Here is a 13,447-nt window from a genome sequence, read left to right as displayed (position 1 = left end):
ATGATCCGGAAGCGCCCGTAGTTCCACTCATGCCTCCTTCCGGGAGGTGGCCCCAGGCCAAACGTGCCGTGTGATGGAATAACAATGCCTTCCTACAAGAGACGTTCTTTTTATCTGCTCTGCGCCTCCGCACTCGTTCCAGCATTGGTATGCAGCACCGGCCCGGCACATGCCCGCGTCCATCACACCGGCAAAACCCAGACAAAACAGGCGCCTGTCGCTTCAGCTCCAAAAGCCGCACCAAAAGTTCCGCACGATCTGGAAGGCCATTCGGCCGAGAGCATGAGCATTCGCGCCAGTCGCCGGGCACTGGGCGGCGGAATGATGGTACATCATACGGAAGCCAAAACCATCAGCACCGTCACACAGGACTATATTTCCAAACAGGCCCCAACCGTTACGCCCGGCGTTCTGGCCTCAAGTCTTCCCGGCGTGCAGGCCACCAACGAAGGGCCGCTCAGCACGACGGCAGAAACCATCCATATCCGCGGCCTGGATCAGACGCAGATCGGCATGGTGTATGAAGGCATTCCCCTCGCCGACCCGTTCACTTACGGCGCCTATACGTCCGCTATGGTCGATAACGAGAACCTGGGGTCCGTTTCCGTCAGCCAAGGCTCGTCAGACCTCACGGCACCCGTTTACAACGCTGATGGCGCACAGATGACACTGTCCCTGCGACACCCCGCAGACAAAATGACAGCCTATGCGGAAGCCTCCGGCGGTACACACAGCACGAACAAGGAATTCGTCCGGTTTGACACAGGTGAAATCGGGCATAGTGGCGTCCGGGCCTTTGCGTCCGGCTCTTATTCCAGCGCCAATCTCTGGCGCGGCCCCGGCCAGATGGATCGCTGGCATGTGGACGCCGCCATCGAAAAGCGCTGGGCGCCCAAAAGCAGCTCCGAGCTGATTTTCGGATATAACAAAGCCAACCAGACCGAGTGGCTCTACCCGACGCTTGCGCAGTGGAACACTTACGGCACCGGCTACAACACGCACGGGACCTACACGAAGGGTGACACGCTCTATTACAAGCTCAACACCAAGGCGACGAATGCCGTAGTCGGTGCGCTTAAAAACCATTTCGACTTCGGACATGGCCTGACGCTTGACGCTGAACCCTATGCCATCGAGACGTTCGGCCCCAACAACTACGGCGTCAATATTCCAGCGTCCAACGGCTATGTCGGCACCCAGCAATATTCATCCTTGAACGGATATGAAGGCCAGACCGGAAATGTCACAGCCATCAGTATTCACCCATGGGTCCAGACGTCCAGCGGCATCAACCTTGTTGGTGCCTGGCATCGTGGTTTCAATACGCTGAAACTCTCCTACTGGTATTCTTATGCAGTCCATACCGAGTACCAGAACCATTATCCGGTCAATGCATCCGGCCAGTACACCGAGAATAACGGGTACCTGACCGCCTTCAACAACGTGTCCGTCAGCCAGTACAACATCAATGGCTTTCAGCAGCTGAACGCCATCGGTCTGGAAGATCAGGTCAAGCTCTTCCATGACCGCCTTACCATCGACGCGGGCCTGCGCGCCAACATGATCTCCCGCAGCTTCAGTCAGGATCTGCCAGGAGCCAATTTCAAATCCGTGGAGAACATGTTTGTTCCCATCCCGCAGGTCCTGATCAGCTACCAGTTTGATCAGAAAAACCAGATCTACGTGAACGGCACGACCGGTTATCGCGCACCGTCTTCCTTCCAGGCACAGGTCCCGGTTTACAGCTTCACCAGCGCAAACAAAGCCTCACTTCCGCTGACAAATTTCCAGCCGGAATACATGATCGGTGAGGAAATCGGATATCGCCATTCGGGTGATATCATGTTCAACGTGGCGCTGTTCAATTACAACCTGACGCATCACCAGATCACCAGCGTCTCTTATCTTCCCAACTCCACCATCATGATCAGCCAGCCGATCGATGCGGGTGGCGAAAGCGCACAGGGCGTACAGGCTGAAATTTCAACGCGCCCTTGGCACCATATCAGCGCCTATGCATCCGGCCAGTTCATGCATACGCGTGTTGGCAACAACATCGCCTACCAGGGTGACTATCTGCGCACGAAGGGCAAGCAGGAAGTCGCGTCCCCGAAGTTCACCGGCGCTCTGGGCCTGACCTATGACGATGGCACCAACTTCGCGAACTTCAACCTGCGCTACACGGACTCCCAGTACGCAACGCTCATGAATGACCAGTCCATTCCGTCCTACATCACGTCCGATATTTCGCTGGGTCGATACCTTCCGAAAATCGGCCGGGTTCGCCCGAAGGCCATGCTGAGCCTCATGAATGTCGGGGACAGTCACTATCTGGCGCAGGTCAACGGCTTCTCCGGCAACGCCACAACAACACGCGGCGTCTATGGAAAGACCCTCTCAGCATCTCAGCCGACCTACAGCGTCGGCACCGGCTTCGCTGCGGTTGTTTCCGTCTCTGGCACGTTTGAATAAAACCCATACCGGGATCTGAACGCTCCCGAACAAACAAAAAAAGCGGTACAGCCTCTTTGGCCGTACCGCTTTTTTATTGGGAGTTGCTTCTGCTCAGCGCAGGGCAGCAATCGCCGTAATTTCCACCCGCCAGTCCGGATCGGCCAACTTGGCCTCAACCGTGGCACGAGCGGGCTTATGGCCCGTATCCAGCCACGCATCCCAAGCCTTGTTCATGTTCCCGATCTCGTTGATGTCGGTCAGGAAGATCTGAACAGACAGGATACGCGTCTTGTCCGTACCCAGATCCGCCAGAAGCACGTCAATCTGGTGCAGGATATCAGCCGTCTGGCCTTCAGTATCCAGCGTGGCATCATCCGCGACCTGACCGGCGAGATAAGCCAAGCCATTATGGGTCACGACGCCAGCAAGACGATTTTCTTCAAGATGGCGGGTAATGTCGGGATTAGTGCTCACGCCGGAACCTTCACTGAAGAAGAGTAGGAATCAATTCGTGTTCGAGGATCGCGTCCATAGCGCTTTCCTCATCCTCAGCAACTGCCATCGGTGTGCCGTCAGCAGCGTGAATCGCCACCATCAGCTCGCCGTCATGCAGCACTGATTTGACATAGGCCAGCTGGGACATGCCCAGCGTCCGGAGCTGCGGCCCCGTGATCCGCCTCAGATCTGCGGGGAGCACATCTTCCTGCCCATCACTGTTTTCGAACGGGTTGTTCAATTCATAATCCTTACTGACACCTGAGGGCCTTTTCAGCCGCAGTCAGGTTGAAACATTCATACTGTCGATACGTGACTTACTCGTCGTCGAGTTCCCGCACCGGCCGGGTCCGCCGTGCCGTCTTGACCACAGGCGGGACAACTTCGTGCTGAACCGTCTGCGGGCTCCCGCCAGTGCGCCGTCCTTGCGTGATAGCAATCCGTTTGACACGGACTTCAGGCTCCGGACGTAGAAGATCGATATGAAGCAGGCCATTATCAAGCCATGCCCCGCCAATCTCTATGCCTTCAGCCAGAACAAACGCCTTATGGAACTGCCGTGCAGCAATACCACGATGCAGGAAGATCCGTCCCTGGCTGTCATCGGTCTGACGTCCACGGATCACCAGCTGGTTGTCTTCCTGCGTGATCTGAAGGTCATCCATCACGAACCCGGCTACAGCCAAGGTAATCCGGAGCGCCGTCTGGCTCAGCTGTTCGATGTTGTAGGGCGGGTAACCGTCTGACGTAGACTTGGAGGCACGCTCGAGCATCTGCTCAAGATGATCAAAACCAAGGAACATCGGGGATGTAAACAAGCGACCGGACATAGGGCTAGAGCCTCCTCCATGAGCGAGACAGCGGGAACCAGACCCTCCATGAGGCATCTGACGTGACCCTAGGATATGGTGGAGCAGGCTTTCTATGCAAGTTCTGCCTCGGGAAATGCTTGCTCGGGACTGGCATAAACAGCCGTCGCTCGCTACATCGCAAGGCATGAGCGAATTCGATTTCCTGTCCGGCATCGACGCGGTGCCGCCGACCCCGATCCTGATTGCCCCTGCGCCCGTGCTGCGTCAGGTCACCCGTGACGTCCGCGCAGAGGACATGGCGTTCCTGCGTGAGCAGCTTCCAGGCATGTTTTCCGCCATGTACAAGGCCCCCGGCATTGGCCTCGCGGCCCCGCAGGTTGGTCTTGATATGCGCTTCGCCCTTGTGGACGTCGCTGAAGAAGATGCCCCCCGCGAACCCATGGTTCTCATCAATCCGGAGATCGTCACGGATTCCGAACAGATGGCCGTACGGGAAGAAGGCTGCCTCTCGCTGCCGAACCAATATGCGGAAGTCATCCGTCCCGAATCGATTCGCGTGCGTTACCGCGACCTCGCGGGTGAGATCATCGAGCGTGATGCTGATGGCCTGCTGGCGACATGCATCCAGCATGAAATGGATCATCTGGAGGGTATCCTGTTCGTGGATCACCTCTCCACACTCAAGCGCAACATGATCATGCGCCGCCTGGCCAAAGAGCAGAAGCTGAGAAGGCGTTAATCTCTGATGCGTCTGATCTTCATGGGTACGCCGGATTTCGCGGTTCCGGCCCTGCATGCCCTCATGGCCGCAGGACACGAAATCGTTGCCGTTTATACGCAGCCCCCTCGTCCGGCAGGACGTGGCAAGGCCGTACGGCGCTCCCCTGTCCATGAAGCCGCCGAAGCGGCAGGCATTGAAGTGCGTACGCCTGCCCGCGTTCGCCGGGACGAAGCGGAGCATGAAGCCTTTGCCGCGCTTAATGCAGACGCCGCAGTAGTCGCCGCTTACGGGTTGATCCTGCCGAAAGCCATGCTGGATGCCCCCCGTCTGGGATGCCTGAATATTCACGCAAGCCTGCTTCCCCGCTGGCGCGGAGCTTCGCCTATCCAGTCCTCAATCGTGGCCGGAGATACCAAAAGCGGCGTTTCCATCATGCAGATGGACGAGGGTCTCGATACGGGCGCGGTCCTGCTGGAAGAAGCCACGCCGATCAGTCTTTCAGACACCGCCAGCACGCTCCACGATCGTCTGGCAGAAATTGGCGGCAGGCTGATTGTTCGAGCACTGAGTGAGCAGCCTCAGCCTGTGCCACAGCCTGAAGACGGCGTGACATACGCGCATATGTTGAAGCGCGAAGACGGACGTATCGATTGGTCACGGTCCTGCGAAGAAATCGATCGCCAAATTCGGGGGCTGACACCATGGCCCGGCGCATTCACGACGCTAAACGATGTCGTCCTCAAAATCGGCGCAGCTACCCCACGCCCCGAAATTGCAGGACCTGTTGCCGGTAGCGCACTGGATGATGCTCTGACGATTGCCTGCGGCACCGGTGCACTGCGCATTGACCGTATCCAGAAACCCGGACGCAGCATGATGGACGCTGCAGATTTCGTACGCGGACAAGCAATTCCGGCAGGCACACGCTTTGACTGAAATGGATATCTCCCGCTGGGCGTTACGTCTCGAATATGACGGAACGGGCTTTGTGGGATGGCAGAAACAGCAAGACGGCGTCTCTATCCAGAGCCTCATTGAGGCGGCAGCGTCTCGGCTTGTTGGAAATCGTCCGGTCTCCAGCATCACCGCAGGCCGTACCGATGCCGGTGTCCATGCCTCCGGAATGGTCATTCACATCGATTTCCCGGGCGACGCCAAGATCAACGGGCGCCAGATCCGCGATGGCATGGGTTATTACCTCAAGCCTCACAGGGTTGTAGTTCTGGAGGCCGCACAGGTCAGCTTGGACTGGAGCGCACGTTTCTCCGCCATCTGGCGCAGCTACCAGTTCAAGATCCTAAACCGTCAGGCGCGCCCCGCCTTGCAGGAAACACACGTCTGGCACGTCAAGCGCGTTTTGGATGTAGACCTGATGCAGGAAGGCGCGAATTACCTTCTGGGCTCGCACGACTTCACGTCATTCCGGGCGATCGCCTGTCAGGCCCGAAGTGCTGTCCGCACCCTTGATGTTCTGACCATTCACCGGGAAGGCGAACTGGTCATCGTGAACACGAAGGCACGCTCGTTCCTGCACCATCAGGTCCGGAATATGGTTGGCTCTCTGGTCATGGTGGGCTCTCGCCAGTGGCCACCGGAAAAGATGCGCGAAGTGTTGGAAGCCCGGAACCGCTGCGCTGCGGGACCGACTTCTCCACCGGATGGCCTTTGCCTCACAGGCGTCGGCTATCCGGAAGATCCGTTCGCCTAAGCTCCGAACAGATCGGCTATCGCATTGTAATGCGGTGGGACCAGTAAGAGCAGGCCGATCAGGACAAACACGCTCACCGTCTGCAATACGGTCATAATGGCGGCCTGCCATGCCGTCATCACAAGCCCAACCCGTGTGACATACCAGGTTAGCCACAGGCTATAGAGCCATACACCCACCGCAACACCCGCCAGCGCTGCAGAAGACGAGGCAGCGGCAGGCATGATGATCCTCATGATGCCTTCGGCCATGATCATCATGATAACCGGTAGCCACGCACACCAGAGCGAGGCCGTCGCATACCGGGTCCACAAGCCTTTCCGGCCCACGAACACGGCATAACGTTCCGAGACGATGAGCTGAAGCAACGGGCAAACCAGCTGAACCAATGCGCGTATGGCCTGCAATTCCCGCTGATCCGCTGGCAACAGGAAGACACTCACCAGTTCGATCAGGGTTATGGCAATGGTGGGTGCCAGAGCCGCCATCAGCGGCTGAACCCCGGGGGAGAAACAGTTGATCCCCACCGCACGTCCGCGCCCCAGCAGCCAGACGCCCAGTGGAATACTCATTCCTCCAAGCGGGGGAATACCGGTTGGACGGTCTGGGGTCACAGGCCAAATCTTTCCATGAACGTCAGATAGATCTGCGTCAGATCTTCAAGGGTCGAGACGTCAACATGCTCGTCCCGCTTATGCATTGTCGCCCCAACCAGACCAAACTCCGCTACGGCACAGTGTTGCGAAATGAAGCGCGCATCAGACGTTCCTCCGCCCGTATCGAGTTTCGGCTGCCGCCCTGTCACATCCTGAACAGCCCGCTCAAGACATTGAACTGCTGGGCCCGGCTGCGTCAGAAACGCCTCCCCGCTGATGGAAACCGTCACGTCACTGTCAGGTGCATGCCGGGCCACAACATCACGGATCCACTCAGCCAGAGCAGCACCGGTGTGACAGTCATTGAACCGGATGTTCAAGCGGGCCTTGGCCTCAGCGGGAATGACGTTCGTCGCAGGGTTGCCGACGTCAACGCTCGTAACCTGCAATGACGACGGGGAGAACCACTTCGTCCCCTCATCAAGGCAGCGTCCAGTCAGTTCACTGAGCGCCGGAAGAAGGCGATGAATGGGGTTATCGGCCAGATGCGGATAGGCAACATGTCCCTGAACGCCCCGAACCACAATGTCCGCGTTCATGCTGCCCCGGCGACCAATCTTGATCGTATCCCCCAGAGCCGAAGGATTTGTGGGTTCTCCGAGCAGGCAGAAATCAGGCACATCATTTCGAGCCGCCAGCCATTCAATGACAGGCTTCGTACCGAAATGAGCCGGGCCTTCTTCATCACCTGTAATGAGCAGGGAGATTGACCCCTTGAGGGTATTGTTCTGAAGAAAACGAGCGATGGCTGCCACGGAACAGGCGACGCCACCTTTCATGTCCGCGATCCCGCGGCCATACAGTCGCCCATCCTGAATTTGCGCTGCGAAAGGATCGTGTGCCCACCCTTCACCGGGGGGAACCACATCCGTATGGCCCGCAAAGCAGAGAGACGGACGCCCAGTACCAATTTTAGCGTAAAAATTCGGCGTCGGAGCGTCCGCTGGCCCGAACGGCAAATGGACCACTTCAAACCCCATCCCTTCCAGCACAGATGCCAGAAGAGCCTGTGCCCCGTCATCGGCGGGTGTGACGGACTGACAGCGGATCAGATCCTGCGCGAGAGCAACAGGATCAGTCGGAAAAGATGGGGACGGCATGACTTTAGTCGCGCAACAGTTCGTTGATGGACGTCTTGGAGCGGGTACGCTCGTCAACGCGCTTGACGATCACAGCGCATGCGAGGGACGGCTGACCTGGCTCCTTCGGTGGTAGCGTGCCTGGGATAACCACAGAATAAGCCGGCACACGTCCCATGAAGATTTCACCCGTCGCACGGTCCACAATCTTCGTAGAGGCACCGATAAACACGCCCATGGACAGGACGGAGCCCTTCTCCACGATCACGCCTTCAGCAACTTCCGAACGGGCACCGATGAAGCAATCATCTTCAATGATGACTGGAGCAGCCTGAAGCGGCTCAAGAACGCCACCGATGCCTGCACCACCGCTGATATGGCAGTTCTTGCCAATCTGGGCGCAGGAACCAACCGTTGCCCAGGTGTCGACCATCGTGCCGCTATCTACGCGGGCACCCACGTTCACGAAGCTCGGCATCAGAACAACATTCGGCGCAATGAACGCTGAGCGACGAACAATGGCACCTGGAACGGCACGGAAACCGGCTTCAGCAAACCGGAACTGATCCCAGCCTTCAAACTTCAGCGGAACCTTATCGAAAGCAGGCTGACCGCCACATCCACCCACCATCACGCGGCTGTCGTACAGGCGGAATGAGAGCAGAACAGCCTTCTTCAGCCATTCATGGACAACCCAGCCATCTTCGCTCGGCTCGGCAACACGCAGCGTACCAGCGTCCAGCCCTTTGAGAGCGGTTTCGACGACCTCGCGGTCCTCTCCCTCAGTCTGGGCGTTCAGAGTAGCGCGACGCTCCCAAAGAGCGTCAATAGCGGTGCGGAGCGTATCGTGAGGCATCAGGACCAATCCGGAAAAGGAGCAGAAAACCGCCGGACCATGCGGTCCCCGATCCCGACTGTCAACGGCTCTTTCCCTGTGAGCAACATCCAGACCAACGTTAAGGCTTTGTTTACCTTTTGATCCTATGAAAAATCCAAGCCCTTTCGCTTCTGGAAAAGACCCGGAATGCCCAAGGCGCCAGACCGTGTTCTCACATCGATTCACGACGCAGTACATCTCTCGCTTCAACGATGCGGCACGTTCAGCCGCAAAATCATGGATCCTTTGCGGCAATGCATGACATTGGCCTGAAAAGCCCGCCCCCTCCGGTGACCGAGCCCACCTCCCCTCAAAGCTTGCAACTCTTGCGAGAGAGCCTGGCCTGTATGCGCAGCGCCATTCTGCCGCGGCTAGGCATCGCAGCGGCTCTCTCCAAAGTACAGGAAGCACTTGGGGCTGAGTGCCTGCTCTTCAGCGCATTCAAAGCCTCAGATCATAGTCTGATGTTGCATCAATCCGCCCCAATTCCAGAGGGGTTTCAGAATGAACTGCAACGGTACGACTTTTTGCTCAATCACGACGTCATTCAGTTTTTCTCAGCCGCCCGTCACGCGCTGTTGGTGTGCGAGGCCATCAGAAGCCAGGCACCTCTCGGCCTTCTGTGCTGGAAAGAAACACCGTGGTCAGCGGAAGAGATCGAATTTATCCGTACTCTTCTGGCCTTCATTGCGACGTTGCAAGATTTGGAAGGGCTGCACAGGACCGTCCTGAAAGGCGCTCACTATGACCTCTCGTCCAACCTTCTCAACTGGGAAGGTCTGAAGCAGGAAATGGAGCGACGCATTCCGCGTCTGGATCGTGATTGCCTCGCGGCGACCCTCATGATCGCGCATGTTCCCGGCCTGAGCGAAATAACCCAAACACATGGGTTTCAGGCAGGAGAAGAAGCGCTCACGCAATGCGTTGCCTTACTCCGCAAAGCCGTACGCCCAACCGATGCTATTGCCCGGCTTAGTGGCAACATGTTTGCGCTTTGGCTGGACGGAGGGGATCGCTTCGCTATGGCTGAGCGTGCCGAACGGATGACGGCGCATGGCATCCCGATCCTGATTAATCCACCAGTGCATCTCCCGTTACACATCGGACTGATGTGCCGCGAAGCGAATGATCCGGAAAATACGGCAGACAATCTTTTGGAAAGAGCCAGTCAGGCTCTCCAGACCGGAGAAGAAGAGCAAAAAAAATGGCGCTTCTCACATGAAGCGCCATAAGCCACATCAGGCTTTAATGAGAGTTCCTGGACCTGCTCGGGTAAAGAGTTCCAGAAGGCAGGTGTGGGGCACGCGACCGTCGAGAATAACCGCAGCCTTGGCACCGCTCTGAACAGCGTCCAGACAGGTCTCAACTTTCGGGATCATGCCGCCGGAAATCGTGCCATCCTTGATGAGATTGCGCGCTTCTTCTGCGCTCAGCTCTTCAATCAGCTTACCCTCACGGTCCAGCACGCCCGGAACGTCCGTCAGCATCAGCAGTCGTGATGCATGAACTGCACCGGCAATCGCGCCTGCTGCCGTGTCGGCATTGATATTGTAGGTCTCACCATTCTCGCCAGCACCCACAGGCGCAATCACGGGGATAAGACCTGAGCCAAGCAGAGCATAAAGAACGCGCGGATCAATCTTCTCAGGCTGCCCTACAAAACCGAGGTCAATGACGCTCTCGATCTGGCTGTCCGGATCACGCCGCGTACGGGTGACCTTACGGGCCTGGATAAGACTTCCATCCTTGCCCGAAATTCCAACAGCCATGGCGCCAGCACGGTTTATAAGCTGGGCAACCTGCTTGTTCACACTCCCGGCCAGAACCATCTCGATCACATCGACCATGGCACTATCGGTAACGCGCAGACCATCCACAAACTCTGAGCGAATATTGAGACGATCCAGCATGGAGCTGATCTGGGGACCGCCACCATGCACAACGATCGGATTGATCCCGACCAGTTTCAGCAGGGCAATGTCATACCCGAAAGCACTGGCGAGTTTGCCCTCACCCATTGCATGACCGCCATATTTCACGACGATCGTGTCACCGGCATAACGACGCAGGTACGGCAGAGCGCTTGCAAGAATAGCAGCCTGCTGCTGGGCATCATCCATATTCACCGCCGGGGGAATCTCCGGCAGCTTTTCACTGTGGGTCTTTTTACTCATGGCCGGACATCTCCTTCCCCTGACGTCTGAACAGGATCTGCGAAACGGGCAATCTCCGCCCGGAGATCTTCAATCCCTTCCCCGGTCTGGCTGCTGGTGCAGACGATCCGTGGGTAGGCCGCAGCCTGCTTGAGAGCGATCGCTTCAACTTCTGCAATCTTGGCTTTCAGTGCAGTCGGCCGAACCTGATCGCACTTGGTGAGCACAATCTGGAATACCACAGCCGCACGCCCCAGCAGATCCATGACGTCCCTGTCGGACTGCTTGATCTCAATCCGCGCATCCAGAAGCAGAATGACGCGGGCCAGCGTCGTCCGTCCACGAAGATAGGCGAACATCATGTTCTGCCAGTCTTCCTTGACCGATTTTGCAGCCTTCGCGAAACCGTAACCGGGCATATCCACAAGAGAAATGCGGTCCGCGAGATTGAAGAAGTTGAGTTGCTTGGTGCGCCCCGGCTCCGAAGATGCTCTCGCTAGCGCACGACGCCCGGTCAGGGCGTTGATGATGCTGGACTTGCCAACATTAGAACGCCCGGCAAAAGCAACTTCCGGCCGACCGACCGGCGGAAGCTGGTCGATCTTCTGTGAACCAAAAAAGAACTCGCACTCCCCTGCGAAGAGCAGGCGACCGTCTTCGATCTGTTCAGGGGTAGGAGGGCCAGCGGCTTCTTTCATGATGTCTCAGCGTCCACTTTTAGTAACAGGAACCGGCAACTTGGCACGGCTCTGAATGAAGGACTGCTGGGCGAATGTCAGCAGGTTGTTCCACGTATAGTAAACCAGAAGGCTGGCCGGGAAGTTGGACATCACGAACACATAGACCAGCGGCATAAACTGCATGATGCGGGCCTGAGCCGGGTCCATGCTGACCATTGTCTGGCGCTGGAGCAGCCAGAAAGTCACGCCCAGTGCGGCTCCCCAGATGCTGACGTGCAGGAAGGAGAAATACACGGTCGGGTCGAAGGGGATCAGACCAAACAGGTTAAAGATGTTCGTCGGATCTGGGACGGACAGATCGTGAATCCAGCCGAAGAACGGGGCATGACGCTCGTCAATGCTGATGTTCAGCATCTTGTAGAGACAGAAGAAGATCGGAGCCTGGATCAGAACAGGAAGGCACCCACTGGCAGGGCTAACACCCTCTTCGCGGTAGAGCGCCATGACCTTCTGGTTCATCACCATTGGGTCGTCCTTGTTCTTCTCACGGATCTCCTTGATCTTCGGGGCCAGCAGACGCATGCGCGCTGAAGATCCTGCCGCCTTGGATGCCAGCGGGAAGAGCACAATCTTGACGATCAGCGTCAGCGCCATCAGCGCCAGACCGAAATTGCCCAGATGCAGATACAGCCAGTGCAGCAGATACAGGATCGGACGCGTCAGGAAACTGAACCAGCCAAAGTCGATGGCTTTATCGAGATCTGTAATGTGTAGGTTGCTGCTGTAAGCCTGCAGAAGGCTTGGCACCTTTGCACCAGCAAAAAGATGGCTTGTCTGCGTAACAGTGCCATTCGGCATGATCTGCTGCGGAGCCTGAGACACGAAGCCGATACGATAGGACCCTGCATTTTCCGGAACGTAAGCAAAGCTTGCCGTCACAGAAGACGTGGAGTCAGGTGCAACCGCCGTCAGCCAGTACTTGTCGCTGATACCGCCCCAGCCACCGGTGCCACCCTTGGCCCAGAACGTATGGTCGGGATGCTCAGCACCCTTGCGAACGTTTTTGTAGGTCTCGTCGTTCAGGCGACCGTCCATGACGGCGATAGGGCCTTCATGTGCCGTCCAGAAACCTTCCGGAGCCTGATAGTCACGCTGCACACGCTGGAACGGAAGCAGTGCAACAGGCTGGGAGGAATGATTCTCCACCGACTGCACAGCCGAGAACATATAATGCTCATCAACTGAAAGGTGGATCGAGAAGATCAGACCTTCGCCGTTATCCCATGTCAGCGTGACCGGGTGGCCAGGAGAGAGTGCCTCGTCCGCACTGGTCCAGACAGTGTTCAAATCCGGCACCTTCGCATTGGACCCCGGAGCGTTGCTCCAGCCAATTACGAAGAAGTTCGGATGCTCGCTGCCGGGCTTGTCCAGCAGACGGACAAGCGGGCTGTCCTTTGCAAGAGTGGCACGGTACTTCGTCAGCACCGCATCATCCAGAAGCGCACCCTTGAGGTTAAGGGAGCCCTGCACGTCGTCGCTGGTAATCGCAATGCGACGAGCGACCACTTCCGGTTCAGGCGACGCCTGAGCCGGACCAGCAACAGCCGGAGTGGACGGAGACTGTGTCGCAGTGGTCTGCGTCACAGCCGGATGACTGTCCGGACGGGGTTTCGGCATAAAATAGTCGAAACCGATCAGGATGAGGGCCGAGAGGATAATGGCCGCAATGATGCGCTTGATTTCCATCGGGCTGATGCCGGTCTTTCGTCTCTAACGGAGGAATGCTGAGCCTCAAGTGGCCGAAAACCGTTA

Annotated in this window: 14 protein-coding genes; 5 read left to right on the top strand and 9 right to left on the bottom strand. The window is 57.4% G+C overall.

Features of this window, described 5'->3' with window-relative positions:
* The first annotated feature begins 84 nt into the window (after positions 1-84).
* A complete protein-coding gene (locus tag KP707_RS02225; RefSeq protein ID WP_211502002.1) occupies positions 85-2,472 on the top strand; it encodes a TonB-dependent receptor in 2,388 nt (795 codons plus the stop codon).
* Positions 2,473-2,565: 93 nt separating this feature from the next.
* On the opposite strand, the gene KP707_RS02220 is transcribed toward KP707_RS02225, so the two are convergent.
* From KP707_RS02220 to KP707_RS02210, 3 genes are all read right to left on the bottom strand, one after another.
* A complete protein-coding gene (locus KP707_RS02220; protein ID WP_211502001.1) occupies positions 2,566-2,928 on the bottom strand; it encodes a RidA family protein in 363 nt (120 codons plus the stop codon).
* Between the two features lie 10 nt (positions 2,929-2,938).
* Positions 2,939-3,190, bottom strand: coding sequence for a DUF1150 family protein (locus tag KP707_RS02215; RefSeq protein ID WP_046899765.1), 252 nt, complete (start codon positions 3,188-3,190; stop codon positions 2,939-2,941).
* 76 nt (positions 3,191-3,266) lie between these two features.
* A complete protein-coding gene (locus KP707_RS02210) occupies positions 3,267-3,779 on the bottom strand; it encodes an Hsp20 family protein (RefSeq protein WP_046899766.1) in 513 nt (170 codons plus the stop codon).
* A 166-nt stretch (positions 3,780-3,945) separates the two neighbouring features.
* Here KP707_RS02210 and def point away from each other — a divergent pair, with 166 nt between their 5' ends.
* The 3 genes from def to truA are packed head-to-tail and all read left to right on the top strand — an operon-like array spanning position 3,946 to position 6,190.
* Positions 3,946-4,500, top strand: coding sequence for a peptide deformylase (gene def / locus KP707_RS02205; protein ID WP_046899880.1), 555 nt, complete (start codon positions 3,946-3,948; stop codon positions 4,498-4,500).
* Between the two features lie 6 nt (positions 4,501-4,506).
* Positions 4,507-5,418, top strand: coding sequence for a methionyl-tRNA formyltransferase (gene fmt, locus KP707_RS02200; RefSeq protein WP_211502000.1), 912 nt, complete (start codon positions 4,507-4,509; stop codon positions 5,416-5,418).
* A 1-nt stretch (position 5,419) separates the two neighbouring features.
* Positions 5,420-6,190 carry a tRNA pseudouridine(38-40) synthase TruA gene (gene truA, locus KP707_RS02195; protein ID WP_046899768.1) on the top strand — a complete coding sequence of 257 codons (771 nt, stop codon included), beginning with the start codon at positions 5,420-5,422 and terminating at the stop codon, positions 6,188-6,190.
* Here the strand turns inward: truA and KP707_RS02190 are convergent.
* The 3 genes from KP707_RS02190 to dapD are packed head-to-tail and all read right to left on the bottom strand — an operon-like array spanning position 6,187 to position 8,781.
* The gene (locus KP707_RS02190) at positions 6,187-6,762 is read right to left on the bottom strand and encodes a hypothetical protein (RefSeq protein WP_211501999.1); all 576 of its coding nucleotides are present in this window, start codon (positions 6,760-6,762) and stop codon (positions 6,187-6,189) included. The two genes, truA and KP707_RS02190, sit on opposite strands and share 4 nt — an antisense overlap.
* A 38-nt stretch (positions 6,763-6,800) precedes the next feature.
* Positions 6,801-7,946: a succinyl-diaminopimelate desuccinylase gene (gene dapE / locus KP707_RS02185; protein ID WP_211501998.1), complete on the bottom strand. Its 1,146-nt coding sequence runs from the start codon at positions 7,944-7,946 to the stop codon at positions 6,801-6,803.
* A 4-nt stretch (positions 7,947-7,950) separates the two neighbouring features.
* Positions 7,951-8,781 carry a 2,3,4,5-tetrahydropyridine-2,6-dicarboxylate N-succinyltransferase gene (gene dapD, locus KP707_RS02180; RefSeq protein ID WP_099211095.1) on the bottom strand — a complete coding sequence of 277 codons (831 nt, stop codon included), beginning with the start codon at positions 8,779-8,781 and terminating at the stop codon, positions 7,951-7,953.
* A gap of 275 nt (positions 8,782-9,056) precedes the next feature.
* Between dapD and KP707_RS02175 the strand changes: the two genes are divergently transcribed.
* A complete protein-coding gene (locus KP707_RS02175) occupies positions 9,057-10,034 on the top strand; it encodes a diguanylate cyclase domain-containing protein (protein ID WP_211501997.1) in 978 nt (325 codons plus the stop codon).
* 6 nt (positions 10,035-10,040) lie between these two features.
* Here the strand turns inward: KP707_RS02175 and argB are convergent, their stop codons facing one another.
* Genes argB through yidC form a run of 3 tightly spaced genes read right to left on the bottom strand, consistent with a single transcriptional unit; the run spans position 10,041 to position 13,381 of the window.
* Positions 10,041-10,976, bottom strand: a complete 936-nt coding sequence (gene argB, locus KP707_RS02170) for an acetylglutamate kinase (RefSeq protein ID WP_086634466.1) — start codon at positions 10,974-10,976, stop codon at positions 10,041-10,043.
* On the bottom strand, positions 10,973-11,653 hold the full coding sequence (gene yihA / locus KP707_RS02165; protein WP_086634465.1) for a ribosome biogenesis GTP-binding protein YihA/YsxC: 681 nt from the start codon (positions 11,651-11,653) through the stop codon (positions 10,973-10,975). The genes argB and yihA overlap by 4 nt, the downstream gene beginning before the upstream one ends.
* A gap of 6 nt (positions 11,654-11,659) precedes the next feature.
* Positions 11,660-13,381: a membrane protein insertase YidC gene (yidC, locus tag KP707_RS02160; RefSeq protein ID WP_099210558.1), complete on the bottom strand. Its 1,722-nt coding sequence runs from the start codon at positions 13,379-13,381 to the stop codon at positions 11,660-11,662.
* Positions 13,382-13,447: the final 66 nt, after the last annotated feature.

It is taken from the genome of Gluconobacter sp. P5E10 (assembly GCF_018812145.1).
Classification (GTDB): Bacteria; Pseudomonadota; Alphaproteobacteria; order Acetobacterales; family Acetobacteraceae; genus Gluconobacter; species Gluconobacter cerinus.
This window is presented reverse-complemented; position numbering and strand designations above follow the sequence as displayed.